Source organism: Pontibacillus salicampi, assembly GCF_042434395.1.
In the GTDB taxonomy this organism is placed as follows: Bacteria; Bacillota; Bacilli; order Bacillales; family BH030062; genus Pontibacillus; species Pontibacillus salicampi.
Window position 1 is genome coordinate 99,039 of the sequence record NZ_JBHLTP010000011.1, and the last position, 25,117, is coordinate 124,155.

Annotated in this window: 27 protein-coding genes; 13 read left to right on the plus strand and 14 right to left on the minus strand. The window is 39.0% G+C overall.

Annotated features, from left to right (window positions below):
* Nucleotides 1-175: 175 nt before the first annotated feature.
* The 4 genes from ACFFGV_RS12660 to yknW are packed head-to-tail and all read right to left on the minus strand — an operon-like array spanning nt 176 to nt 3,841.
* On the minus strand, nt 176-1,369 hold the full coding sequence (locus tag ACFFGV_RS12660; RefSeq protein ID WP_377348402.1) for an ABC transporter permease: 1,194 nt from the start codon (nt 1,367-1,369) through the stop codon (nt 176-178).
* On the minus strand, nt 1,366-2,052 hold the full coding sequence (locus ACFFGV_RS12665; RefSeq protein ID WP_377348404.1) for an ABC transporter ATP-binding protein: 687 nt from the start codon (nt 2,050-2,052) through the stop codon (nt 1,366-1,368). The genes ACFFGV_RS12660 and ACFFGV_RS12665 overlap by 4 nt, the downstream gene beginning before the upstream one ends.
* Complete coding sequence (locus ACFFGV_RS12670) at nt 2,049-3,170, minus strand: efflux RND transporter periplasmic adaptor subunit (protein WP_377348406.1); 1,122 nt, start codon at nt 3,168-3,170, stop codon at nt 2,049-2,051. The genes ACFFGV_RS12665 and ACFFGV_RS12670 overlap by 4 nt, the downstream gene beginning before the upstream one ends.
* Entirely contained in the window at nt 3,170-3,841 is a 672-nt protein-coding gene (gene yknW, locus ACFFGV_RS12675) for a YknW family membrane protein (RefSeq protein ID WP_377348408.1), read from the minus strand. Before yknW ends, ACFFGV_RS12670 begins: the two co-directional genes overlap by 1 nt.
* Nucleotides 3,842-4,144: 303 nt before the next feature.
* Here yknW and ACFFGV_RS12680 point away from each other — a divergent pair, with 303 nt between their 5' ends.
* Together ACFFGV_RS12680 and katA are read left to right on the plus strand one after the other, a co-directional pair.
* On the plus strand, nt 4,145-5,482 hold the full coding sequence (locus ACFFGV_RS12680) for an FAD-dependent oxidoreductase (protein WP_377348410.1): 1,338 nt from the start codon (nt 4,145-4,147) through the stop codon (nt 5,480-5,482).
* Nucleotides 5,483-5,889: 407 nt separating this feature from the next.
* Nucleotides 5,890-7,347, plus strand: a complete 1,458-nt coding sequence (gene katA / locus ACFFGV_RS12685; RefSeq protein WP_377348412.1) for a catalase KatA — start codon at nt 5,890-5,892, stop codon at nt 7,345-7,347.
* Nucleotides 7,348-7,739: 392 nt separating this feature from the next.
* Here katA and ACFFGV_RS12690 read toward each other — a convergent pair whose 3' ends face one another.
* Nucleotides 7,740-7,913, minus strand: coding sequence for a hypothetical protein (locus ACFFGV_RS12690; protein WP_377348414.1), 174 nt, complete (start codon nt 7,911-7,913; stop codon nt 7,740-7,742).
* Between the two features lie 321 nt (nt 7,914-8,234).
* Here ACFFGV_RS12690 and ACFFGV_RS12695 point away from each other — a divergent pair, with 321 nt between their 5' ends.
* Entirely contained in the window at nt 8,235-8,444 is a 210-nt protein-coding gene (locus ACFFGV_RS12695) for a YuzF family protein (protein WP_377348416.1), read from the plus strand.
* A gap of 33 nt (nt 8,445-8,477) precedes the next feature.
* Nucleotides 8,478-9,368: a manganese catalase family protein gene (locus ACFFGV_RS12700; protein WP_377348418.1), complete on the plus strand. Its 891-nt coding sequence runs from the start codon at nt 8,478-8,480 to the stop codon at nt 9,366-9,368.
* 36 nt (nt 9,369-9,404) lie between these two features.
* On the opposite strand, the gene ACFFGV_RS12705 is transcribed toward ACFFGV_RS12700, so the two are convergent.
* A complete protein-coding gene (locus tag ACFFGV_RS12705) occupies nt 9,405-9,689 on the minus strand; it encodes a hypothetical protein (RefSeq protein ID WP_377348420.1) in 285 nt (94 codons plus the stop codon).
* Between the two features lie 178 nt (nt 9,690-9,867).
* Here ACFFGV_RS12705 and ACFFGV_RS12710 point away from each other — a divergent pair, with 178 nt between their 5' ends.
* Nucleotides 9,868-10,989 (plus strand): NADH-dependent flavin oxidoreductase, encoded by a 1,122-nt coding sequence (locus ACFFGV_RS12710; RefSeq protein WP_377348422.1) that lies wholly within the window; start codon nt 9,868-9,870, stop codon nt 10,987-10,989.
* Nucleotides 10,990-11,096: 107 nt separating this feature from the next.
* Nucleotides 11,097-11,921: a hypothetical protein gene (locus ACFFGV_RS12715; protein WP_377348424.1), complete on the plus strand. Its 825-nt coding sequence runs from the start codon at nt 11,097-11,099 to the stop codon at nt 11,919-11,921.
* Nucleotides 11,922-11,952: 31 nt separating this feature from the next.
* On the opposite strand, the gene ACFFGV_RS12720 is transcribed toward ACFFGV_RS12715, so the two are convergent.
* A complete protein-coding gene (locus ACFFGV_RS12720) occupies nt 11,953-12,321 on the minus strand; it encodes a thiol-disulfide oxidoreductase DCC family protein (protein WP_377348426.1) in 369 nt (122 codons plus the stop codon).
* A 208-nt stretch (nt 12,322-12,529) separates the two neighbouring features.
* Here ACFFGV_RS12720 and ACFFGV_RS12725 point away from each other — a divergent pair, with 208 nt between their 5' ends.
* The 4 genes from ACFFGV_RS12725 to ACFFGV_RS12740 all read left to right on the plus strand — a co-directional run bounded on the left by ACFFGV_RS12725 (nt 12,530) and on the right by ACFFGV_RS12740 (nt 16,400).
* The gene (locus tag ACFFGV_RS12725; protein WP_377348428.1) at nt 12,530-12,850 is read left to right on the plus strand and encodes a hypothetical protein; all 321 of its coding nucleotides are present in this window, start codon (nt 12,530-12,532) and stop codon (nt 12,848-12,850) included.
* A 186-nt stretch (nt 12,851-13,036) separates the two neighbouring features.
* Nucleotides 13,037-13,951: a hypothetical protein gene (locus ACFFGV_RS12730; RefSeq protein WP_377348430.1), complete on the plus strand. Its 915-nt coding sequence runs from the start codon at nt 13,037-13,039 to the stop codon at nt 13,949-13,951.
* Nucleotides 13,952-14,326: 375 nt separating this feature from the next.
* Nucleotides 14,327-15,310, plus strand: a complete 984-nt coding sequence (gene guaC / locus ACFFGV_RS12735; RefSeq protein WP_377348432.1) for a GMP reductase — start codon at nt 14,327-14,329, stop codon at nt 15,308-15,310.
* A gap of 820 nt (nt 15,311-16,130) precedes the next feature.
* Nucleotides 16,131-16,400, plus strand: a complete 270-nt coding sequence (locus ACFFGV_RS12740) for a DUF4282 domain-containing protein (RefSeq protein WP_377348433.1) — start codon at nt 16,131-16,133, stop codon at nt 16,398-16,400.
* A 46-nt stretch (nt 16,401-16,446) separates the two neighbouring features.
* Here the strand turns inward: ACFFGV_RS12740 and ACFFGV_RS12745 are convergent, their stop codons facing one another.
* From ACFFGV_RS12745 to ACFFGV_RS12755, 3 genes are all read right to left on the minus strand, one after another.
* Nucleotides 16,447-16,932, minus strand: coding sequence for a GyrI-like domain-containing protein (locus ACFFGV_RS12745; RefSeq protein ID WP_377348435.1), 486 nt, complete (start codon nt 16,930-16,932; stop codon nt 16,447-16,449).
* A gap of 346 nt (nt 16,933-17,278) precedes the next feature.
* Nucleotides 17,279-17,653, minus strand: coding sequence for a VOC family protein (locus ACFFGV_RS12750; protein WP_377348437.1), 375 nt, complete (start codon nt 17,651-17,653; stop codon nt 17,279-17,281).
* Nucleotides 17,637-18,059, minus strand: a complete 423-nt coding sequence (locus ACFFGV_RS12755) for an HIT family protein (RefSeq protein ID WP_377348439.1) — start codon at nt 18,057-18,059, stop codon at nt 17,637-17,639. The genes ACFFGV_RS12750 and ACFFGV_RS12755 overlap by 17 nt, the downstream gene beginning before the upstream one ends.
* A gap of 130 nt (nt 18,060-18,189) precedes the next feature.
* On the opposite strand from ACFFGV_RS12755, the gene ACFFGV_RS12760 reads away from it, so the two are divergent.
* The 3 genes from ACFFGV_RS12760 to ACFFGV_RS12770 all read left to right on the plus strand — a co-directional run bounded on the left by ACFFGV_RS12760 (nt 18,190) and on the right by ACFFGV_RS12770 (nt 21,034).
* Entirely contained in the window at nt 18,190-19,152 is a 963-nt protein-coding gene (locus ACFFGV_RS12760) for a S8 family peptidase (protein ID WP_377348441.1), read from the plus strand.
* A 351-nt stretch (nt 19,153-19,503) separates the two neighbouring features.
* Nucleotides 19,504-19,956 (plus strand): hypothetical protein, encoded by a 453-nt coding sequence (locus tag ACFFGV_RS12765; protein ID WP_377348443.1) that lies wholly within the window; start codon nt 19,504-19,506, stop codon nt 19,954-19,956.
* Nucleotides 19,957-20,086: 130 nt separating this feature from the next.
* A complete protein-coding gene (locus ACFFGV_RS12770; RefSeq protein WP_377348445.1) occupies nt 20,087-21,034 on the plus strand; it encodes a nucleoside hydrolase in 948 nt (315 codons plus the stop codon).
* Here ACFFGV_RS12770 and ACFFGV_RS12775 read toward each other — a convergent pair.
* The 4 genes from ACFFGV_RS12775 to ACFFGV_RS12790 all read right to left on the minus strand — a co-directional run bounded on the left by ACFFGV_RS12775 (nt 21,031) and on the right by ACFFGV_RS12790 (nt 25,105).
* Nucleotides 21,031-21,495, minus strand: a complete 465-nt coding sequence (locus ACFFGV_RS12775; RefSeq protein ID WP_377348447.1) for a GNAT family N-acetyltransferase — start codon at nt 21,493-21,495, stop codon at nt 21,031-21,033. The two genes, ACFFGV_RS12770 and ACFFGV_RS12775, sit on opposite strands and share 4 nt — an antisense overlap.
* Nucleotides 21,496-21,532: 37 nt before the next feature.
* Nucleotides 21,533-23,956, minus strand: a complete 2,424-nt coding sequence (locus tag ACFFGV_RS12780; protein ID WP_377348449.1) for an EAL domain-containing protein — start codon at nt 23,954-23,956, stop codon at nt 21,533-21,535.
* 174 nt (nt 23,957-24,130) lie between these two features.
* A complete protein-coding gene (locus ACFFGV_RS12785; protein ID WP_377348451.1) occupies nt 24,131-24,643 on the minus strand; it encodes a hypothetical protein in 513 nt (170 codons plus the stop codon).
* A gap of 285 nt (nt 24,644-24,928) precedes the next feature.
* Complete coding sequence (locus ACFFGV_RS12790) at nt 24,929-25,105, minus strand: hypothetical protein (protein WP_377348453.1); 177 nt, start codon at nt 25,103-25,105, stop codon at nt 24,929-24,931.
* Nucleotides 25,106-25,117 lie beyond the last annotated feature (12 nt).

Below are 25,117 nucleotides of genomic sequence, written 5' to 3' on the forward strand. Positions count from 1 at the left end.
TTAAGCTAGTTAATGGGAGTAAACTCCACCATTTTTCCAAGGGAATCTCCTATTTGTGAAAAAGCTTTGTTTCCTACTTCAAGAATGTTGTGGAAAAACCGTTCAAATGATATAAAAAAATAACAAAAAACACCCCAACAAAGGAGTTGGAGTGTTATATAAAGTAAACCGACCATTACTCATAGCGCAATGATTCAATAGGGTCTAGCTTGGATGCTTTGTTGGCCGGCAAAATTCCAAATATAATACCTATCAGCATAGAAAATAATAATCCACCCATAACTACCTGCCAAGAAATAAGAGCTGGCCATCCGGCAAAAATGGAGACAATAGACGCAATGCCCCATCCTAGTAAGATACCGATGCCTCCCCCAATAATGGTTAAGGTGATGGATTCTATAAGAAATTGAGAGAGTACCTGCTGCCTTGTGGCTCCGAGGGCCATTCGTATCCCTATTTCCCGGGTACGCTCTGTAACAGATACAAGCATTATGTTCATAACGCCGATACCACCAACAAAGAGGGAAATTCCGGCAATACTTCCAATAATAATGGTCATAATATTCGTAATCTGACCAATTCCTTCTGCCATTTCCTCCATATTAAAAACTTGATAGGATTCCTCTGTATCATGTAAATCATTTAACATAGAGGAAGCTTTCTCTCCGGCTACTTGTATGTCATCTGCATTATTAGTCTGAAGAGTTACTGCAGTTATATCATTAGACCCGTAAATGGTTTTCCATGTTTTAAAAGGCATATACATTTCTACCGCACCAAATGAAAAGAGACCTGTTGGTTTTTCAAGAACACCAATAATTTCAACAGGCTGTACACCCACTTTTATTACTTTACCTAGTGCAGATTCTTCTTCAAAGAACTCCTCCTGCATTGAATGACTCACAACAGCAACACGCTGTCCGCCAATAAAATCCGAAGTGGTCAAACTACGCCCTTTTGCAACGTTTAATCCGTTAACGTCTAAATAAGCTTGGTTAATGCCAGTCACAGATGAATCTGTCGTATCTTCCCGATAACGAAGACTCGATGTATTAGAACTAGACGTAACTATTTCTTTAACTTCCGGAATAGTTTCTAGCTGCCGAATATCTTCCTCGGTGAAAGGGGCTTGGTTCCATGCGTTCGGGTTTGATTGCAGTTCTTCATCAGATGGCTGATAATACACTTCAACTGTATTACCTGGACCTGTAATCTGCGTTTTTAGCATGGCTTCTCCACCTTGACCGATTGCTACTACAATAATGACTGCTGCCACGCCAATAATAATACCAAGCATAGTGAGCATGGAACGCATCTTGTGAGCTTTCAATGAGGTTAATGCCATCATTAGATTCTCTTTGAAACTCATTGCGCTGCCCCCTTTGCTGATTCGGTCACCACTAATCCGTCACGTACCATTATTCTTGTACTAGCATAATCTGCTACCTCTTGTTCATGAGTTACTAAAATAATAGTAGAACCTTCTTTGTTTAACATTGTAAAAATGTCCATAATAGATTCGCTCGTTTTCGTATCTAAAGCGCCCGTAGGCTCATCTGCTAGGAGTAATTTAGGGTTATTAACAAGGGAACGAGCTATTGCTACACGCTGCTTCTGTCCACCAGAAAGGGCGCTAGGGAGATGATCCTTCCTATCCTCAAGCCCAACTTTTTGTAATGCTTCTAATGCTCGATCTTCCCGTTCCTTTTTCTTCACACCCGCATATATCATAGGGAGCTCGACGTTTTTTCTAGCCGTTAGCCTTGGCAATAATTGAAACTGCTGAAACACAAAACCAATAGATTCATTGCGAACCTTGGCCAATTCCATCTCTTTATAATCAGATACGTTTTCATTCTGTAAAAGGTAATCACCAGATGTCGGTTTATCCAAACAGCCAATGATATTCATCAGCGTGGATTTACCGGAACCAGATGGCCCCATAATCGCGCAAAACTCACCATCTGAAATGGTTAAATCAATTCCTCTTAGTACATCAATAGATTCTGAGCCAGTCTGATAGCTTTTCGTAATATTGTTTAACTGAATCATGATTCCTTCACTTCCATACCATCAGCTACATTGGATGGAGGGTCTTCCATTACTTTATCTTCCTTGTTAATTCCTTTAATAATCTCTAACTTGTCTCCTGTAGCAAGACCAATTTCCACTTGTTGCTTAGAAGCTTTTCCATCTTTAAGCAGATAGACGAAATTCTCTTCTCCCTCTTGCTTTACAGCAGTGACAGGTAGAGTAGTAGCTTGTTTGGACTCTGTTTCAATTTCCATTGTTAATTGAAAGCCTGGCTTAAGTTCCATGCTTTTACTAGAAACAGAAACTTCTACAGGGTACTGTACTGCTTGGTTCTCATTACCTAACCCTTGAGAGCTTTGCTCTGGAAGTGTACCAATTGTAGCTACTTTCCCTTCCCATGTCTTGTCTGGATAGGCATCAGAGCTGATTGTTACCTTTTGGCCGTCCTTCACCTTTAACGTATCATATTCTGATAATGTTCCTGTGACAATCATGCTAGAGAGGTTAGCTACATAAATGATGGGGTCAGCATTTTCCATCGATGTTGCATTTTGTTGTTCATTTTTCTTCAATACAGTACCAGAAATATTACTGTTCACCTTCAGGTCTGCTTTGCGTTTTTCTAGCATTTCTTTTTGTAGTAAATTCTGCTTTAAATCATTGTTAGCCATTTGCTTCTCGTAATCTAATTGATCACGCTGCTCTTCTATTTGCTCGCTAGCTTCCTCTTCTCCAACCTGATCCGCTAATTCGTTCTCTTTCTCATTCAAGCGGTCTATTTTCTTGTCTACTTGATTAATTTGTAGATAGCTTGAGTTAATGGCATTCTGATTTTGTTCTTTTTCCATCTCCAACTGATCATTCTCGTAGGTAATTAAGACATCGTCCTTCTTAACGGCTTGACCTTCCTTAACTGGAATGTCTTTAATTTCCCTCTGATCAGCAGTTGGGTAAATAATTTGCTTTTCTTTTATTTCTAATGTACCAGGAACCATAATAGTAGAAGAAAGCTTCTCCTCCTTCATAGTAACGGTGCTTACTGACGGGGATTCAGCACTTACCTGCCGATACACACCTACCCCAGCTACAACAATAATAAGAGCTACGACCCCTGCTATAATCCAACCCTTCTTCATTACATCGTCCCCGCAGCGCCACTCAATGCTCCAATAAAGACGGTAGCAATAAATAATAGGATAGCAGCAGTCCAGGACAATCCTTTCGACATCTCTCCTACTTTCTGAAGGCCAATAGCAGTTAGAATTGTTTGCCATATTGCAAATATTTCAATTCCATTCATAATACCTGAACCTTGACCTAGTAGACCAGCTAAACTAGTATAATGTACCATTTCGTTCCCACCAAAGGCCATCATGAGTAAACTATTTAGGATTAAGCCAAATCCAGAAATAACCAATGTATATGTAATCATAGAAAATAATTTCTTAAACCCTGCCGGGGATCCTGCAATTTTAGCAACAATTAAATAAATCACCGTATAAATGAGCGCGGTAAAAGGAGCTATAAAAATACCAGTAATGGCCATTGTCACTTTGGCTATCATCATTAGCATTTCTTCCTGCTCAGCTGGCACAGCCCCTGCCTGTTGACCCTGTATGGTTTCCGCGTCCAAACTCATGGCCATTAACGACATGCCAATCGTAAATAGTAAGGTGACAAACATTAACGGCACCCATACCTTTGGGTTGGATTTAACTTTCTCAAACTGTTCTCCAGGGTTTAATACCATGCCAAATAAGGATGGCTTGCCTGAATTTTGCACATTCGTTTCTACATTTGTTTCCATTTGGATCACAATCCCTTCTTTTTATGTATTCCCCCATACTTACGTGTCATCCTAACAGAAGTTTCATATTCCTTCGAAAAAGTTACATTTTTTTCAAGGTTCAGTCCGACTGATATGGAAGGAGAGGAGAAAAGAATTCTATTTACTCATCGGTCCAATAACCTAAATGTTTAGTAAGATGTGGAAGGAAAAATAGCTCCTTACAAAAGATAAAAGGTTTAAGATGGCTCTTCGTTGGAAAATCTCTAATAAAAGCGTAAGGTGGAATTAAACAATACTAGAAAATATAGGAGTGAAGCTAGGATGAAATTTGTTATTATCGGAGGCGACGCAGCGGGGATGAGTGCAGCCATGCAAATTGTTCGAAACAGCTCTGGAAATGAAATAGTTGCATTAGAAAAAGGGACCATTTATTCCTACGGCCAATGTGGTCTCCCCTATACATTTACTAATCAAGTAGAATCAACTGATGATTTAATAGCACGGTCCCCAGAAACATTTCAACAGAAATACGGTATCCAAACAAAGTCCCTTCACGAAGTAACACAAGTAGATTGCGAGTCAAAGATAGTCCACGGCATAAACCATCAAACAAATTCTGCTTTTGTAGAAAGCTACGACAAGCTTCTTGTAGCAAGTGGTGCCAGCCCTATCTGCCCTCCCTGGAGTGGCATGGATGATGTAGATGGGATATTTACTTTAAAAACAATACCCGATGTCCACGATATCGATAATTACCTCCAACACAATGTGAATCACGTTACAATAATTGGCGGTGGCTATATAGGGTTAGAAATGGCAGAAAGCATGAGAGGAATAGGAAAGGAAGTAAAGATTATTGAAAGAGGCGGGCAAATAGCCAAAATTTTTGATGAAGATATGGCACAATCTATCCATGAAGAGGCCTTCGCACAAGGTATAACTATTTCTTTCCATGAATCAGTTGAAGGGTTCGAGGGTTCAGGGCACGTCGAGAAAGTTATTACAGATAAAGGAACGCACGAGACAGACATGGTACTTGTCGCTGTAGGAGTGGCTCCAAATACAGGTTTCATGAAAGGAACCGGGGTGTACACAAGCTATAACGGCGCAATTAACGTCAATGGATACATGGAAACAAACATTAAGGATATCTATGCTGCAGGAGACTGCGCTACCCAGTACCATAGAGTAAAGGAAAGAGATGATTACATACCACTTGGCACACACGCAAATAAGCAAGGTCAAATAGCCGGAGTAAATATGGTAAACCAGCCTAGAACATTTAAAGGTATAGTAGGCTCGTCTATTATTAAGTTCTTTAATTTAACGCTTGGCAAAACAGGCTTATCTGAAAAAGAAGCTTCATCACTTTCTTACCCATTTGAAACTATCACCATACAATCAACACATGCAGCAGGATACTATTCCAAAGATGACCCCATGACACTGAAGCTGATATATGGGAAAGAAAATCGTGTACTATTGGGAGCCCAAATAATAGGAAAGGCAGGAGTAGATAAACGAATTGATGTGGTAGCCACTGCTCTATATCACAGGATGACCATAGATGAGCTTCAGGATTTAGATCTTTCCTATGCTCCACCCTATAACAGTGTGTGGGATCCCATTCAGCAAGCTGCAAGAAAGTCATTAAAATAAATGGCAACACACCTCTCTAACGGAGAGGTGTTTTTAATGAAATTATTTTCAATTGTAATACAATAATTGATAACAATGAGGTTCCTCTATCCTTACCAAGCAAATATGATTACGCACCTAATGCATGTAAGTCCATAATTCGGAATAGCATATATATGTAAAAAGCAGATTACATTTATGGATCCATTAACATTCCTCTTCCCTCAAAGCACTGTTGAAAGTAAGATTGTAATCTAATCAAATGGATTTCCTACGCTTTTCCTGCTCAAGGCTGACTAGTGTTTTTCTTCTATCTCCACCTACCATAGAATATTTTATTTAAAATAATTATAAATAGATATTGATTTTTATTTGAATTAGTTTATAATAATTATTGTTAAACATTCTTTCCAAAGAGGTGTTATATAATGAATGAAAAAAGTTACTTAACTAATCAGGCTGGTGCACCAATCGGCGATAACCAGAATTCAATAACTGCAGGATCTAGAGGACCAACCCTTATTCAGGACGTCCATCTTTTAGAGAAGCTAGCTCACTTTAACAGAGAACGTATTCCAGAACGAGTGGTCCATGCCAAAGGGGCAGGTGCACATGGTTATTTTGAGGTAACCAACGATGTAACTCCATACACAAAGGCAGACTTCTTGTCTGAGGTCGGGAAAAAAACACCTATGTTTGCTCGATTCTCCACAGTAGCGGGTGAAAAGGGCTCGGCTGATTCCCTAAGAGACCCTCGGGGATTTGCCTTGAAATTCTATACACAAGAAGGAAACTATGATCTAGTTGGGAATAATACACCGGTATTCTTTATTCGAGATGCTATTAAATTCCCTGACTTTATTCACACCCAAAAACGAAATGCTAATACAAATTTAAAAGACCCAAATGCGGTATGGGATTTCTTCTCCCTTTCCCCAGAGTCTTTACATCAAGTTACCATTTTGCACTCCGACCGTGGCGTTCCCGCAACATACAGACACATGAATGGATATGGAAGCCACACTTTCAAATGGACCAATGCTAAAGGGGAATCGTTTTGGATTAAATACCACTTTAAAACGGAGCAAGGAATTCATAACTTAGACGAAGCCACATCTATTAAACTAGCAGGCGAAAACCCAGACCATGCTACAGAGGATTTATATGTATCTATTGAAGAAGGGCATTACCCTGCGTGGAAAGTTTATGTACAAATCATGCCATTAGAGGATGCTAACTCGTATCGTTTCGATCCATTTGACGTAACCAAAGTATGGTCTCATAAAGACTATCCATTAGTGGAAGTAGGAAGAATGGTATTAGACCGAAATCCTGAGAATTATTTCGCAGAAGTGGAGCAGGCAGCATTCTCCCCTGGTACGCTAGTTCCTGGCATTGATGTATCGCCGGATAAAATGCTACAAGGACGCCTGTTTGCTTATTCAGACGCTCATCGTTATCGTGTCGGTGCAAATCATGAATTACTGCCAATCAATCGTCCTATCGTTCAAGTAAACAACTATCAACGGGATGGTGCGATGCGTTTTGATAACAATGGTAGTCAACAAATTAACTACGAACCTAACAGCTATGGAGGGCCAACAGAAACTCCAGAAAACAAGCAGGCCTCCTACCCGGTTTCTGGTATGGCAGACAGTGTGTCATATGATCACCATGACCATTTCACTCAAGCTGGTGATTTATATCGCTTAATGCCTGACGACGAGAAAGAAAGACTTATTGAAAATATTGTAGGTGCTATGAAACCAGTGGAAAAAGAAGAAATAAAACTGCGCCAAATTGAACATTTCTATAAGGCTGATCCTGATTACGGTACAAGAGTAGCCCAAGGTCTAGGCCTGTCCGTCCCATCCAGTGTTCAGTAAATAATAATTTCTTATGTGATGAAGATATTAATTCAGCCTGCAGAGGAGCTCCTGTTTCTCTGCAGGCTTTTTTATTGTTCGCACCAATAGGCAAACGTTAACCTTTATGAGCATATTGTCCGCCCCCCCTTTAAAGCGGGAAGGGTTTCTTGAGCTTTATTCATTATTACACATAACTTACTCACGTCGTTTGAGCAAGTGGGCGAGCTATGAATGCTCACAAAACAAAAAAAGCTCGATGCAATTTCGAGCTTTAAGATCTACGGTAAGTCCCGGTAGTAGTGATATACCCCCGTGTAGGCTCCACTACTACTGACCACCTAAAATTCTTATATTCTAAAAACATTTACAAACCAATATTTCCTAGTGACCGGGAGATCCAATTCCAATACTTACGCAGATTGCACCTCTTCAATTTTGAGGCTGTAGTTTTGAGGAAATGTTTCATCTCTGCGTATTTTCTCAACAAACTGCTCAGCATCTGTAAAAGATGTAAACAGCATTTCTTTACGATTATCAGCAAAGCTAACTCGTACTTGATTGGAATATCCAATAACTCTATACATAATGGATTCCCTTCTTTATCCTACTTTGATTTTCAAAAAGGATTTGAATTTAACCGATTCCCTTAACTCCTTCCAATACAAGTAGGACTACTTTCAATGATAACAATTCTGCCGTACTCTGTACACACATATGCAATTAATTATTATTTTAATAAAACAAATTATCCTGAACCCACTATTTTCCCCCTCCCTATTTCTTATGGCTTTATTCAAGCATTCATGCTCCTCCCTTACCGCTTAATGAAGATAATAGGTTAAGGACATAAGCTGGTTCTGAACTGTCATATACATGAACGATACTATAATTTAGGAGGTTCTTGTATGGACGATAATATTTTCAGAAGCTTTTATGATCCTTATGTCTACAAGACACTAACTTCAGTTATTGGCAGCAGTGTTACCGTGCAGACAACCCAAGGCTCGGTGAGAGGGACTTTAACAAATGTACTTCCAGACCACATAGTTGTCGAAATGAATAATACTCCTTTTTTTATACGTACTCAACAAATTGTGTGGGTGTTTCCTTCCTAACTGAAATCATGTAATTACATTGGAGGTGTAGTAATGTTTAAACGAGAAAATCGCATTCTTGTAGAGCTTCCCATCCCTGAAGTAGGAGATAAGAATGCTGCTGCAGCTGTACAGGAACTATTAGGTGGTAAGTTTGGAGAAATGTCGACCTTGAACAATTACATGTTCCAATCTCATAATTTTCGACATAAAAAGAAATTAAAGCCCTTCCACGACCTTGTAGCAAGTATAACAGCAGAAGAATTGGGTCACGTGGAGCTAGTTACCACGGCAATAAATTTATTAACTCGTGATGTAACTTATCCAGGCGATCCTGACATCACTCCATTACACAATGGCTTGGATGCACGAAATACGTATCAGTTTATCGCAACAGCCCAAACTGCCTTAGCGGGTGATTCGATGGGAAAGGCGTGGACCGGTGACAACGTATTCAATAGCGGCAATTTAGTATTAGATTTACTCCATAATTTTTTTCTGGAGCTTGGGGCAAGAACACATAAAATGCGCGTATATGAGATGACTGATCACCCTACAGCTCGCGAGATGATTGGGTACTTATTAGTTCGAGGTGGAGTGCACGTCATCGCCTATGCCAAAGCATTGGAGATTGCCACAGGAGTAGATGTCACGAAGATGCTCCCTGTCCCAAATCTCGATAACTCTAAATTTGACTACGCTAAAAAATATGAAGAGCAAGGGCTAAACAATATATTATATACTTTTAGTGACACGGATTACCGGGATATCAATCAAATTTGGAAAGGAGAAAATCCGGAAAACGGAAAGCCGGTTAAGGTAGTATATGGCTCTCCGAAAGGGGCACCTGTACCTGATTTAAATGACCTTCCTGAAGAGTTTGCTCCCGGAATTGATCAAGATGATTACAAAAAGATAGCTAAAAGATTGATGGAGAATTTGTAATGTTGCGAGCTGTCACAAAAGAAAAAGTTTCTCCATTTACTTATTAATTAATTTCCTGAAAGCCTCAATGAAAGAATAGGGGTCTTCAGTAACCTGGTAGGAGATGACCCCTTGATTGGTATGTAAATACAGAAATCCATATCTACCATCTGTTGGTTTGTAGGATATATCAAAAATATGATGCAGGTGGAATTGCTTCGTTTTCGAAGAAACTGAGGTCTCATATAAGTATAGGTATTCTTTCACCTCTATATATTGTTGCTTATAATCCTTTATGCGACGTTCCACCATCACATATGGCTGAGAAATAATGTAACTCATAGGAACCTCCTCTTGAATCTTTGCGTTGTATTATGCCCTTCTATTCAGGAAAGGTACTACCAGTTTACCTTACATGCTTTAATAAGTCGCCTTAACAGACAAAGCACTCCCTCTGGTGATAAACTTACAGTGTTCTTCAATACTTTGCTGAACGAAATCATGCTAGGGAGGCCTAACTATGTCAGAACGTACAAAGTTATTTACTGCTTATACATTTCCATCAGGTGTCCAATTAAATAATCGTGTAGTAATGGCACCGATGACCAACTTTTTATCCAATGAAGATGGTTCTGTTTCTGATAAAGAAATTGCCTATTATAAACGACGCGCCGAAGGACTTGGTGCAGTTATAACTGCATGCGCTAATGTGAACGAGTCCGGCAAAGGGTTTGATTATGAAATTGGCGCCCATCGAGACGATCTTATCCCAGGGCTCAAAAAACTAGCAGATGCCATACATGAACAAGGAACAAAAGCAATTTTACAAATTTTTCATGGCGGACGGATGGTACCAGCAAGACTTGTGCCTAACCAAGACGTCTTAAGTGCAAGTGCAGTGCCTGCTCTGCGAGAAGGTTCTGCAACACCTCGAGCAATGACAGAAGAAGAAATTCAACAAACAATTGTAGATTTTGGTGAAGCTACCCGTCGTGCCATTGAAGCTGGATTTGATGGTGTTGAAATTCATGGTGCAAATACGTACCTAGTACAGCAATTTTTCTCCCCTCACTCTAACCGTAGAGATGATCAGTGGGGAGGCAGTGTAGAAGATAGAATGAATTTTCCAATAGCGGTTGTTGAATCCGTTAGAAAAGCTGTAGCAAAGCATGCAAAAAATCCTTTTGTTATTGGCTATCGCTTTTCTCCAGAGGAGAAAGAGGAACCAGGGATTACAATGGACGACACTCTTCAGTTAGTAGATGTCCTATCCAAGCAAGGCCTTGATTACCTGCATGTTTCCCTATCCTCCTTTAATCAAGGTTCTATGCGCGATGAAGGAGACACTAAACCTCGAATTACATTAATACAGGAAAGAGTTGGGGATATTATTCCAGTAATGGGCGTTGGAAGTCTCCATACACCCGACGAGGTTGAACAGGCATTATCGACTGTTCCACTTATTTCCTTAGGGCGCGAACTATTGATGGAGCCTGACTGGATTCAGAAAGTAACGGAAGGCCGGGAAGAAGAGATACGCGTTGCAATGAAGATGAAGCAGCAAGAACAGCTTGTCATTCCAGAGCCAATGTGGACTAATATAAATTCTGTACCAAATTGGTTCCCAAAAGATGATGAATAAAGATAGTATAAGTCTAAAGGAGCTAGCCGTCAGGCAGCTCCTTCTTTCATGGATACTATATGCTCCTCATACTCATACTAAATCATACTACGTATAAGGTGGTGCGGTTGATTTTGTATTGGTATCTCCTACTATCGATTATTAGTATTGTTATCATCCTATACACGCTGCGGACTCATAAAGATGGCCGGATCATCGTTCTTTTCTTTGCTATTTCCGGTATCATTTACCCCTTCGAGTTAATTGTTCTAATCTATACTGAGGCCTACACCTATGAGTTAGGAATCTTCAATAATATATATAAGGATAGTGTAGTTGGGAATTTTGTTTCTAATTTACTTGCAGTACCTGCCGCGAGCTTGTGGATAGCAGTTAACCATATTAAGAAAAGATGGTACTTCCCTATCGCGTTCCTGTTCGTGGTAATAGAGTTGACGTTTGTTAACCTCGGAATATTTGAAAGGAATTGGTGGAAAACGTATTATACCTTTTTGCTGCTTCCTATACACTTTTACCTCTCCACGCTTGCTTGGAATAAGCTGAACACATACAGCAATAAGCAAGTATCCGCTATAGTAAAATGGTTGCTTTTGTACTTTGCTTGTGTTTCTTCTCAGGGATTTCTCACCTTTACTACATTAGGAGCGTATGAAACGATTAATTATCAAATAAATCTATATGAGAATTCTTTTAGAAATCACCTAAGCTTATCGGTTCCGCTTTTATTTCTTTATTCATTAGCTATCAGCTTCGGTATCGTAAAAAGAGTGAAAAAAAGACTGGTCCTGTGTACTATTCTACTTTTCAATGCCATGTTAATGCTGCTTCATCTATTGTATTTTACACATCCTGTGTATTTTGCAGTATTTCATCTTGAAATCCTTATCATCCTTTATCTAATCGAGCATTTCCGTCATCGACTTCAAACATAACAAAAACCCCCACTAAGGGGGGTTTTCAGCATTACCATTGAGGTGTTTCATATCTGCCAAACCATTGATACCGATGCTGAGAAAACCAATTATATAGAGGAACACCAATTTTATCGATCAATGGAATGTATAACAGCATTGCAAACGGTGCTGTAAGCGGCAGCATAGACATCAGTTTACGAACAGTATAAAAGCCACTATAAAGTACATTATCTGAAGATAGCATATGGATCTCATCATAAACGTTACGACCTTCTAAATAATCGTAATAGGCTACTTCTTGTTCTGCTTCTTGTACTGCTTTCCATTCTATTTTACCAAACCAATCCAGCTTCTTTAACACTAACTTAACGTGATAACAAAAAGGACACTGTGCATCATAAAACACAATATGCTTCATTTCGTAACAACCTCCTCCTTATGCTTCATTTGATGGAGCGTTAATTTTATAATACAATTAAATAAGCTTATGCTAATGTAGTATCGGGTTACTTAGAAGTTTGGCCAAGTTACTGTACATTAGCCCTTCACAAAGTTTTCCCAGTTTTAATGAACCTATAACCTATTCAAGCACGAGAAATATAACTTTTGAACAGAGGATGAAAGCTATGAAGAAAATTATATTATACACTGTTATTGGTGTACTATTAACTGCGGGTGTTATATATTACTTCAGCACAAAGCTTGTACATACAGATGAACTACACCACGTTAAAGTAGAAGAAAAACACCACACTACAGATAAAGGGAAGGAACATTACACTATCCACGCAGATGGTATGACCTTGATTGTAAAGCATAAATCTACTTGGGATTTAATACAAGAGGGAGAAGCTTATAATATTTCATATGAATACGCCGACAGCATTGAGCCTACTATTCTGTCTATTGTAGATGAATCAGAGGAATTAGAAGGCAGCGGTCACTGATGAGCAGTGTGATAATATCACATTGCTTTTTTTATTCGGGTTCTTCCAGAATTTATAAGTCGTTACACCATTTGTTAATCCTACGAATTACTTACAAACCAAGCAACATTGTCCGATATAAGTAAAAGAGAGCATTTACATCATTCGATAAATATGCTGCAAAAAATAGGTATAGGAGGAAACATCATGCACTTCCTTAAGAACAGGATGAAAGTAGCTTTAGTTCTTGTCATGTTTGCTGCAATCGGCTTGTTAGCAGCCCCAGAAATTAGTTTTGCGAAACAAGTTGAAGGTCAGAAGGGGGTTTGCCAATACGAATATAAATACAATAAACACATAACCACCGGGATTTATATCGACCTTTGGAAAGAAACTTCCACATACTTACCCTATAAAAGAGCCCTAAAAGAAATTAATCAAATGTCCAAGGTGGAAGCTATGGACAGATACCTTCGATTCTCTCATGCATTCGATTCTCCTAAACGAATTCGTAGTATTATAAATTCGATTTATGGGATAGACTTGGTAAAAATATCTGATCTTGGGGCCGGGAAGCAGAGCAGCACCTATCCTGAAGAAATTGTAAATGGAGTGAAAAAGGTATTAGAAAGAGAAGATATTCAGCAGCCTCTTGATGAATATATCCTCTCTTTATCAAAAGTAGAAATAATGGATCTATATTTTCAATCCCTCGACCGTACTTTAGACGGTTCTTCTATCCGAAGAACCATTAATCAAATATTTGGTACAAACCTAGATGGTATATCTAGTTTGGAAGGTTCAGGTGTGTCCATCTACTCTAAAGGTCAATGGATTACGCATTATCAAACTGATTTATTTGTTGTCCATACTGGAATTACAGATATTGAGGTTTGGGTTTATCCTACAGAGTATTTCCAAAAACAAACCGGCTTAACAGAATTACCTACAGAGTTAAAGCATAAGTTAAAAGCCCTTGGGTTCTATTACAATGACGAGTTAGGAACACTTTATTATAAAGATCCAAATGATACATCCGTACCTGACGACTTCAAAGGCCAAACTCTGGGCATCATCATAGACTATATTAAGGAGTATCATCAAAATCTTTTACCAAAATAATCTGTTGCCCTGTCTTCCTAACAAGTATTTCCAAGTGTTTTTCACTCTTACATGGGTAAAAATAGGAACTCAATCCAACCTTGGAAAACAGAGTAGAAATACAAGGTGTTGACCTTGGGCTTCTGTATTTTTTGCATAGAGATGCCCCCAAATCTTGCAGCAACATCTACAATCTCCCTCCCAAGAGAAAAGCCTCACGCTTAGTGGCGAGCGTGAGGCTTTTCTATGCAGAACATTCTAATCAACTACTATTACGTTCATTCGTCTTTAAGTATATTCCCCTTTGACAATATGTAAATAATGGTGTAAATTACACAATGTACGAACATTAATTTTTAATAAACAAATATCATTCGCTTTTGGGAGTGTTTTTTAGTGGAAAATGTATTCGATTATGAAGATATTCAATTAATTCCTGCAAAATGTGTCGTAACAAGTCGTTCTGAATGTGAAACATCTGTTACTTTAGGCAATCATACATTTAAACTGCCTGTTGTTCCAGCCAACATGCAAACTATTATTGATGACCGCATAGCAACTACTCTAGCAGAGCATGGGTATTTTTATGTGATGCATCGTTTTGAGCCAGAAACACGTAAAGCATTTATTTCAAATATGCATGAGCGCGACCTGATCGCTTCCATTAGCGTCGGAGTTAAAGAAGAAGAATATTCATTTATTCAGGAACTTAAAGAAGAAGATACAATTCCAGAATATATAACTATTGATATTGCTCACGGCCATTCCAATCCAGTAATTGAAATGATTCAGCATATCAAAGCGTTACTACCTGATACGTTTGTCATCGCCGGAAACGTTGGTACTCCTGAAGCCGTCAGGGAGTTAGAGAACGCTGGAGCTGATGCTACCAAAGTTGGCATCGGTCCTGGAAAAGTATGTATAACTAAGGTGAAAACAGGCTTTGGAACAGGAGGATGGCAATTAGCTGCACTTCGCTGGTGTGCGAAAGCTGCGAGTAAGCCCGTTATTGCAGATGGAGGAATTCGTACGCATGGAGATATTGCCAAATCCATTCGATTCGGTGCCTCTATGGTCATGATCGGTTCCCTCTTTGCCGGTCATGAGGAGTCACCAGGAGAAACAGTAGAACAGGATGGAAAGCTGTATAAGGAGTACTTCGGTTCTGCTTCAGAATTTCAAAAAGGTGAAAAGAAAAACGTGGAAGGAAAAAAGATGTATGTGGAGCATAAAGGAGAGCTGCATGATACATTAGTAGAGATGGAGCAGGATCTCCAATCTGCTATTTCCTATGCAGGGGGTACAAACATAGATGCCATACGTCACGTCGATTACGTTGTTGTAAAGAATTCTATCTTTAATGGTGATAAGGTGTACTAGATTTGTAACTTTTACGAGCAGTCATATGAGAACTGCTCGTTTTTTCATTGTTTATTGTTGTTTGTGTATATGGCATTTATTCTTTGTAGGTTTTGGCAACATGTTTATTAGACAAAGTGTATAAATAAACGCGTTATAAAGTGCATTAATGTGTATTATCATTCAATGTTTGGCAATTATCTTGAAACTGAGTCTTTAAGTAAAGGGAAGGATTGTGGAAGACTCCGTTTCGAGACTTTTCGGGGTTCGTTGCTGATTTGAAAGTAAGGGGTGGTTGGGAAGCCACTCGCTTTCCTGCGGGGATGACGGCAAGCCATTCCCGCGGGAGTCTCGCAGCTTCCCAACCACCCCTTCCATTATGTGAGAAACGAACCCCTATACCAAGAAGGTGTATCTTCCACCATCACTACCTATAGCAAGAAAGAGCTCTATTACAAGCGGTTATGAGCTCTATCCATACAATGGAAGCTTTGTGTTACAGTTCCTATACGTATAGAATGCACCTAATTCTGAAAGTGATTTCGAGATATTCCTCGCAGCCCCCATCCACTCAACAGAAGCCTCGAAACTGAGTCTTCCACGTACGGGGGCTTTACTTTAACAAACTTCGCGAACAAAAAGACCTTAAATATGCATCATTTTATACATTGATGATAATATTTAAGGTCTTTTTTTATATTCAAAAAATATAATGCCATTTCATACATGGAATAAATGCCAAATACATTGTTCGTAAACATATAAGGCATAATACACCATTTGTATAATATACATAATACTGTTTTCTTTATATACCACCTATACACAGGGAGGGATTGGAATGCAGGACTATCTTCATTTTGATAAGATGATAACCCCCACCATTATTAAAGCGATTTTCTGGATAGGAGTTGGGTTGTCTATTTTAACCGGATTCATTATGGTGATATCAGGCGCTACAAGTGATTGGGGAGGTGGTCTTCAGATTCTAACAGGCCTAGTAACGATTATTTTAGGTCCTTTTATTATTAGAATATATTGTGAATTGCTCATTGTGCTGTTTAAAATGAATGAAGCATTACAGGAACTACGGACCACCCATAACAATTGAATCATAACCATTCCAAGGGTGCTTACACTAGTAAGCCCCTTCACTTCTACATACTAATCTTCTTAATAGGAATCCACACTTCTTCCACGGCTTTCTCGTCCTGAGGGTGGTAATTCTCTTGCAGTTTTTCAAAGTGTTCACGGTGGTCAAGCTCATAGCGGGATGCTGGGAGCCACGTCTCAAAAATAAAACGAAGGGTATTCATGAAAGTACTTGCAGGACCACGGTGCACAAACACAGCATACCATCCTCCCTGCAATTCCAAAGCATCCATCCCCTCCGGCAAACGGATACCCTCTACTTCAACGGCTGCCCATTTTTGTATTGGTGTATCCAAGGATACTCGGTTCCAATCCAGTTTATGCTCGTACACCTGTACATTGAAATAGTACTCATTCACACGATGCTCAATTTCCTGCCTTCTTGCCATAAAGCTTCTCCAAAGCTCTGAAGTTTTGTCATTTCGAAAAGTCATATCCTTCTTCATTCCTACTAATAATTTGGAAGGTATATTGGTAATCGTCGGTTCCATAAGGTCCCCCTATTATTGTTTGTGAGGTCTTACTCCAAAAAATATGCAGCATATTATGTAATTATACAGTAGCAGTAGCTAGAATCCTCATATGGATACCCCCCTGTAAAACATTTACTCAAGTAAGGAATAATATCCACACTAGGTTGATTCATACAATGGGAAGATAGTAGAAGACCATAGGAAAGCGGAGTGATTCCCACCTATACATCTCGTCTTTCAAAATGTATCAACTCTTATTTAACAAACCATAACGTCTCAATTTGAAGTCTTCTACATGAGGGGCTACACAGCAAATCAACAAAAAGAATTAGTAAAACTCTAATTATTATCGAAATTAGTCATACTAGCCTGTACAGATCATTACAACATTTCCATCGGGATCCTTAATATCGAAAAAGGATATGTCATCAAATCTAGAAATTGGAGAGGCGATATTCATCCCTTTATCCACTACGAATTGGTAGGCTTCGTCAATATCGTCCGTGTGAAGATTAAAAAGAGGATGAGGAGATAACCCCGTATTTTTCTTGTTCCCTTCAGGACCTGCATCTAACACTAGACCAGTATATGTATCCATCGGCATATTATATACTGGCAGTGAAACGTCCTCCTGATTATAGGGTAAGTCTAAAAGGCTATGATACCATTCAACAGAATGATACAAATCTGAAACATGGACAAACACCGTATGCATTTTTGGTTTAATTGGACTTTTCATATCTACTAACCTCCTGTATATATCGTCTATTTTTCGGTTGCTTAATCCAATACCTCATTCCCTTCCCCGCATATGGCTCATCCTTAAAACGAGGAATAATGTGCAAATGGGCATGAGCAATAGACTGGCCTCCTGAACTAAATACATTCCAACCAACATTATAGCCATCTGGATTCCATTTTTCTCCTAGTAAACCCTTCACTTGATGGAGTAACTTAAAGGTTTCCTGCCACTCCTCGTCGGTTAACTCAAAAAGCGTTTGACGATGCTCTTTAGGGATGATAACACCACTCCCTGTTAGCACCTCTTGCTCCGACTGTTTCTGCAGAAAATAAAGAAAGTGTGTTTCCATAACGATTTGCTGATCGTCATCTTCTACTATGTTACAAAATGGACAAGATTTCATCCTTCCACCTCCCTATTAGAGCCTTCTTCCTTACAATACAAGGTCGTAATGAAAATTCCTTCCATTTTACACACATTTTTTGTCTCTTTCTCATGTACTAATTAGTAATGATGATAAAGGGGCGAAGAAAATGAAACCATTTGAGCTCATTCCCTTCCAAGTTGAAGAAGTTTATGAAAGGTCAAATGAAATTCCACCAGGTGTTCGTATGATTGACAGTGAAAGGATGTGGAACGAAGGATACAAGGGTAACGATATCGTAATAGCTGTCATTGACACGGGGTGTGATAAGAATCATAGGGACTTACAAAATAGGATAGTTGACGGACGAAACTTCACAGGAGGTAATCCTACTGATTTTCATGATGAAAATGGACATGGCACCCATGTAGCAGGAACAATAGCAGCATCTTTTAATCAACAAGGGGTTGCTGGGGTCGCTCCTTCCTCTAAGCTTTTAATCCTAAAAGCATTTGATTCTAAAGGTCATTCCTCCTATCAACAAATCATTAAAGCTGTAAAGTATGCTACAAAGTGGAGAGGACCGCGCGGAGAAAAAGTGCGCATCCTTTCTATGTCTTTTGGCGGAAGCGAGGATTATGCGATGTTACACCGATCTATAAAGAATGCTGTTAACCAAAATATTCTAGTCGTTTGCGCAGCCGGTAATGAAGGAGATGCCAATACAAGGACAACGGAACGTTTGTATCCTGGCTATTACAAAGAAGTAGTACAGGTAGGTGCCGTTGATTTTAATGGAAGCTTGGCCCCTTTCTCCAATTCAAATGATGAAATAGACCTTGTAGCACCAGGAGTAAATATCTTGTCTACTTATAAGAACGGACAATATGCAACTCTTTCTGGTACCTCCATGGCAACCCCTCACGTGGCAGGGGCTGCTGCGTTATTGTTGGAAGAAAATGAGAAGGCTTTTGAGCGAACGTTAACAGAACCAGAATTGTATGGGCTTATCATTAAACATACCAAAAGTCTCGGGCACAGTAAGCGTGAAGAAGGGAACGGACTTATTACCTTTACTAGTGATGAAGTAGATTCCTTTGAAGCTTTTTTTGAGGATTTGGAGAACCAATAGTGCCCTACTACCAGGCTTTCGAAATAAAGACTTTCGCAGCCCTACAGTTTTTCATTTCAGCTCATAACCTTATTGATGAGGAAAACTATGGAGCACGGTCATTTTTGGTTGGAAGAAGACCTGATTGAATGGGGAACCACTCCGCTGAACAGTTCATCCTAAGCATAGTACAAAGCCTAACCTTCAAGTTTTTTATCTTAGACGCTATTAGTCAGTACACTTTATTAGTGGTTGTTCCATGAACAGTTAGATGCTGTTATCTTTACTATACATTCCATCTTTTTCTGCATGGTCTGTAACCTTTCTCCACTTAAACGGTCTAATGTATAAACAGGGAAAGGAGTAATGAGTATGAAGAGAAGCTGGCTAATGCTATTAGTCATTACGGCCTTCTTCCTTTTCACCTTCTTTTTACCACAATCTCCATCTATTCCAGACAAAGACTCATCGGAAGGTACAGTCACCTCGTCCATTACACCTGCCGAAGGTGTACGCCCTCCCCCTTCTATTTCAATTAATCAAACAGTGACAGTAGATATGCAGACTATTACCATTACAGAATTCACCATGCTTGAAGAAATGTTGGTTCTGATAGTACATGAGGAGACAGAGGGTTTTAGTTATTATGAACACATGGTAATTAAGGATAACCAAGACAGAGTGATAGGGGATGCAAGTAAAAGCTTATCTATTACAAATGAGGGGAATCACTATAAAACAATCTATATAGAGAAAATAGAACAAACAGATAGTTCCTCCTACACGCTTCATCTGAAAGGGAATGAACTTTCTCTCCACCCGTAGCCAGCACCTAATGTAGGTGCTTTTTTGTATATGTAATTCATTTTCTAGCAAGATAAGAAGGCATAAACCGTATTTACTGTTTTATTTACCGCTTCTCCATCATACATATCTTGTAAAAGGGGATGATGTAATGAAGAATATTATTATTTACACAGATACAGGTGTAGACGACGCATTTGCTATCCTATACGCCCTACATCATCCTACCTTGCATGTTCTAGCCATTGTAGCAAGTTATGGGAATGTTTCCGCTGAGAAAGCTACTCGTAATGTATATTACTTATTAAAGGAAACAAATAACGAACACATCCCGATTATCAGCGGAGCTTCTACCTCTTTAACAGGAGAAGAGCCTACTTTTTATGAAGAGATACATGGGTATAGTGGGCTCGGAGATATAGACACAGGAATTGAAGAGTTTACTGTTAAAAATTTCGATCAGTTATTTAATATAATGAAGGAGCATAGGGATATTACTATTGTTAATATTGGTCGATTGACCTCCCTTGCCATGAGCTACATCATTGCTCCAGAAGTTATGAAGCAAATAAAACACATAGTAGTAATGGGTGGTGCATTTCTTGTCCCAGGTAATGTCACTCCTTACGCCGAAGCAAATTTCTTTGCCGATCCTACAGCGGTAAGTGTTGTTATCCAAAATACGGCTCCTGAATATTTGACTCTGTCCCCATTGAATGTAACAGAAAAAGCCATTGTAACCGAAGCAATGATTAATACAATTCAAGAGAACGCAGATACAAAGCTCGGAAAATTACTTCCAACTTTATTCAAGCCTTATTACTCATTTTATAAACAAAAAAATATGCAAGCAAAAGGGGCTCCTCTCCATGATCTAGTCGCCATGATGTACATTACATACCCTTCCCTCTTCCAATACCTCCAAAGGAATGTATATATCGAAGAACACTCCTTATATGCAAAAGGGATGTCTCTTGCAGACTTTAGAAGAAAGCCTAAGATTAATAAAAAAGACAATAGTTATTGTAAGATTTTGTTACACATGGATTCCACAGAATTTATGGAGAGGTTCACCAATACGATGATTGGAAGCGTTTAGGTTATACACTTTTCCAGTACATGAACAGACTGTTTTTCTTTCGTAACAGCATCATGCTGATAAACAAACCCAGTCTTCTTCCAAAAACCGAACGCCCGTTTATTATCGTGAAGAACACCGAGCCTTAATACTCTTATTCCCCTTCTCGTAAGTTCTTCCTCAAAGGTATGATACGCTTGTAATCCATACGAAAACCCTTGATAATCCCTATGAATAAGGAGAAGCCCCAGCCAGGGATACCCGTCTTTTGGGTTCTGTGACAAGTAATCCAGTACACCTATATAGGTATCTTCCAGCTTAATAAAATAGGTTTCTGTCTTATCCTGGAGAAACTCTTCTCTAATTTCCTCCATGGACCTGACATCTCGGCCTACTTCCATCCGGTTATACTCTGGTACAGAATTGACCATTTCCTGGGCAATATATAACGTTTCATCTTGAAGAAGCTCTAGATGAATCATAAGCTCTGCCTCCTACATTATATCTACTAACAGGCAATTATTTACGAGATAACTGCCTTTTACTATGGATTAACTCCTCAAATTGTAATTCATATCGGAATCCTCGATCTACTTCCTCTTTTGCTATAACCTTCCCTACTGCTTCTCTAGTTGTTTCCTCCATTTCATATTGCATACGAAGCAAATAGGATCCATGGATTGGAAGATGGATATCCGATTGAAACCAAAGCCCCTCCTCTCCCAAGGAGACAATTGTTACATGCTTTGCGCCTATGCTTACACCTTTACCATATAGCTCTTCAATACTCATTAATGCCTGGACAGGATGATGAAGATCTGCAATCAGGTAATCTTTAGCGACAGATATTTCTTGCATACTTGCTGAAGAAGAATATAAATGAATGATTTGTTGGAAAGACAATGGTTTCTTAAATAAAAAGCCTTGAACGTATTCCCCACCTATACTTAGGAAATCATGCAGCATCTCCTCATTCTCTATCCCTTCACCAACGACCTGAATATTAAGTTTATTACATAATTGAATAATAAAGTGAACAATATCCTGCGTATGATTGTGTGAGGTTAATTCCTTTATTAGCTCTTTTTCCATTTTCAGTACTTGAATAGGGAGTGATTTTAAATAACCTATGGAGAAAGCTCCAGTTCCAAAGTCATCCATTACTACTCCCACGCCAATATTCTTTAATTTCATCAGGGGCTCCCGAATGAGTAATTCTATCTCTAAAGATAAATTCTCAGTCAACTCTAATTGAATGTGGGAGGGATCAATTTGATATTGATTCAATTTTTTCAGTAGAAATGGAAAAAATTCCTGCTGCATTAAACATGTAGGTGATAAATTAACAGAAACTATTGGAAATATGTGATGCTCATTATTCCATATCGATAATTGTTTAATTACTTCTGTTACTACCCAATAATCCAGCTTTAATGAAAGGCCCCTAGACTCTGCTAAAGGTAAGAATTCCTGAGGTGATACAATCCCCCAATAGGGGTGGCGCCACCGTAGCAATGATTCTAATGAATGAATCGCCCCTGTTTTCACATGTAAGACTGGCTGAAATTCTAGGAAAAGCTGATTTTTCTTAAGTGCAAATGGGATATCGTTCTGTAGTTCATATTGTTTAAATGATCCAATATCAAGATATGGATTGTGAATAACATATTGATTTCTACCTTGCTTTTTAGCTGCGAACATAGCTGTATCTGCAGTCATAATTAACTCTTCAAAGGAATCCACATCTGAGGTAGCAGAGCTAATTCCAACACTGCATGTGATAGTATAGGAGCTATCCCTATACCAGAAGGGCTCCATGAATTGCTTGATAATTGCTTTCCCCACCTCTTTCAACGGCAGACTGCTTGTATGGTAAACAAGAAGGACAAACACATCTTCATCAAACCGGCCTATGGCTCCCTCATATTGATCACTTACATATTGTAGCCTTCTGGAGATTTCCTTTAGAATGGTATCTCCACCCTCACGGCCTACTCTATTGTTAACATCCGTAAATTGGTCTGGGTCCACAATGAAAGCAGAGAGAATCCCAAAGTCTTTACTCATACGCTGAAAATAAACAAGGCCCTGTCCTTCAATAAAGCGCCTGTTAGGCAATCCTGTTAAATAGTCATGAAAGGAATTATACAACATTTCTTGTTCAATGGTTTTCTGCCTCGTAATGTCACGAGTAACGATGACGGCTTTTGTCTCTCCATTTTGTTCTTTAAACGGTATTCCTTTTCCTTGTATTAACCGTAGCTCCTTTGTATCAGGATGGATGACACGAAATTCCATCGCTTGCTCCACGTGAAGGTCTAGTATTTTACTAAATCGCTCCATTACCTCTGGACAATCGTCTGGATGAATAAATGTAAAAGCAGTTCCTTCGTAAAACGTTTCTAGAGGGATATCTAAATGCTTCTCATGGGAAGGAGAGGCGTATTCTATCTTTCCTCCTCTTTTGATAATAGCGATAAAATCATCTGTTATATTCTCCGTTACTTTGCTGATCAGTTTACTATATGCCGTTTCCATATCCTGTTCATGCGGACTTGTACACTGCTCATGATGATGAGGAATTAAGTTGAAGGCGGTTACAAAGCAACATACAATCGAGGTGTGACCTTGCTGAATATAGATGGCCAATAGTGTAATATCAATTGCTTCTTTCGTAAGCTGATGAGTAAATCTAGTTTGTATTTCTTTACTGCCTTGCTTGTCCCTTGTAATTTCACTCATTTCCATCTGAAATGAGTTCATTTCATCTTGATGAATGAAGGATTGAAGGGATATAAGCTCTTCCTTTTTCCCTCCTAACAACGAGACCATAGCCTCACTGATATAGTGACATTCAGATTCTTGAAAGCAAATAACAGGTACGGAGGAACCTATCCCTTCTAGCTTGGTTGCAATCGACTCCATGGTCTTCTTATCGTTCAAGTATTTCTCCTCCCTCGCAGATAATTTCTCAGCCCCCATTTTTATTTTCTAGTTCTATACATAAAACATTATACTATAAAAAAAAAGTTGCACTTAGGCAATTAGTTGCGATTTTTCAGAAAAAAGGCATAAAAGACTCCCCCTTCGAAGGGAGAGTCTTTATTACTACCAATATTATGTACTAAATTCTGATTTTTCTGGCCAATACGTTACGCTTTTACCCGTGGACAAGACTATGGATTCAATGACATCTGGTATCTGCTGAAAGGTGTACCGTGACCATTGTATGACAGACTGGATAAACTCCTCTACTTGATCGTCTATTTGATGTACAAAATATTTTTGCACACTAAACTGATTGGAAGATTGCTGGATAATAACATGGTCCAGCTGTAAATGTGTGTCCCTTGCTTCGTCGTACATTTCCCAAAAAGTACAAATCCATTCCTTTTCCAAATGTCGTCCTTTCCCTTGCATATGCTGCATGAGATGATCGATTATTTGAGCCAATGATATATAGTAACATCCATTTGATGGGAAGAGATGACTCTGTAACTGGGGGCGAACCGTTGAAATTGCTTCCAGAATTTGCAGCATCGTTCTATCTTCCACCGGGAGAAGGTACACGTGACGAACGACATGATCAACAAAGGATTGATGTTCCCCTTTCCATGGTTCCATTTGCATTACTTCCACTCCTCTGTTTCTTATTTATCGTCATTATAATTGATAATGATTATCAAAGTCAATTTAATTCAGGATATGTGCCACAGGTATTCCCATAATAATAACGAAAGATAATGACCAATGTTGATGTTAGGTTAATCCAACTAATGAGGAGATATGGAAGAATGTACTTATCGCTTCATTAGCAAAGTTAATATCAAACCTTCGCTTCCAACGAAATGCAAACAAACATAAAGAACGGACCCAGAAGAAAAATCTCTGAGTCCGTTAAGTTTACAGTATTACTTATTCCATATAACGATTGTTGTCATCTACTTCTAACACTTGTCTTTCAGCCTGTGCATTAAAGGGTTTATACTCTCCGGTACCATCACAAATGCTACATGTGTAGTGCCACTGTTCATCGTCTAAAAGCATGCCGCTTCCATAACAAGCCTTACAATGTGTTTGATGCCTCGTCATTGCACTCGCTCC